General features: G+C 45.5%; 1 protein-coding gene and 2 pseudogenes. 1 reads left to right on the top strand and 2 read right to left on the bottom strand.

From position 1 onward, the window contains the following. Positions 1-141: 141 nt before the first annotated feature. Both QZ506_RS12425 and QZ506_RS12420 read right to left on the bottom strand, forming a co-directional pair. Positions 142-495: pseudogene (locus QZ506_RS12425) on the bottom strand (helix-turn-helix domain-containing protein); the annotation flags it as partial. Between the two features lie 87 nt (positions 496-582). After that, entirely contained in the window at positions 583-744 is a 162-nt protein-coding gene (locus QZ506_RS12420) for a hypothetical protein (protein ID WP_291971423.1), read from the bottom strand. Here QZ506_RS12420 and QZ506_RS12415 point away from each other — a divergent pair. Further along, a pseudogene (locus tag QZ506_RS12415) lies at positions 685-1,000 on the top strand (IS1 family transposase). The gene QZ506_RS12420 and the pseudogene QZ506_RS12415 overlap by 60 nt on opposite strands. The last annotated feature ends 21 nt before the right edge of the window (positions 1,001-1,021 follow it).

Here is a 1,021-nt window from a genome sequence, read left to right as displayed (position 1 = left end):
TTTCCATGCCAGTTTTGGTTGAAAATGCTTGTCATCTCAGGTGTAAACTTTTCTCATGAGGCCTAACTGCATGATTTTACGTTGCGAGGATCCGTCGTTTCACTGTGCTGCCAGCATAAAATCTATTTATTCAACAAAGCCGGAGAAACCATGACGGTGCAACCAGTTGTTCATGCCGGGAATACTGAATCGGATAGCCCAGCGATGTTCGACATAAGCCACGATGTCGTGGGTATGATGGAAGAGATGTTGAGATAACTAGCTGATTAAGAACGCAGTCTTTTCAGCACAAAGCCAACTTGCAGACCCACCGTTTTCAGGTTTAAGTTTGCGAGTGTTGACGTAATCGTTGATATGTTGGTTTACCGTCGTTTCGTGCAGACACAGAGCTTGCGCAATCATCGCAGAGCTCCAGCCTTCGGAGGCCAGTAGGACGGCTTTGATGCGATCACAAACACGCTTATCACGACTGGTGTCATGAAGGTGTTCGAGTTTGTCAACGCCAAGATTATTGGCCGTTTTTCGCCATTTTTAATGTCCGCTATTGCTCATTAATGTTGCCCGCTTTCCGCCATTTCATCATCACTGACTGGCGTGGCGTTTTTTGCCAGCACTCAGGCTTTGGGTCGTGTATTCAATATGTTGATTGCAGTGCGAAATGTCCGGTTTTGGATGTGGAATACAGTGGCTAAAGTTGATGTAAGATGCCCGTTTTGTGAACAGACATCTCCTGTGAGAAAACACGGTTATGGCAAAAGTGGCTATCAGCGTTACCGTCGTCAGTCATGCAGACACGGATGGCTACAGGGCTTACAACGACGAACTTCCAAAAGTAAAACACATTGTTAGAAAGCTGTATACACAGCGTATTGAGTGTGCATATCTGACACTGCGTAACCGATTGCAACGGTTCAATCGCAAGACGCTCGGATATTCAAAATCATCCGAAATGCACGATAGGATCATCGGTACTTACATCGAACGCGAGTACTACGTTTGATGCTACATCAACTCATTGAAT

It is taken from the genome of Candidatus Symbiopectobacterium sp. (assembly GCF_020054415.1).
Lineage (GTDB): Bacteria > Pseudomonadota > Gammaproteobacteria > Enterobacterales > Enterobacteriaceae > Symbiopectobacterium.
This window is presented reverse-complemented; position numbering and strand designations above follow the sequence as displayed.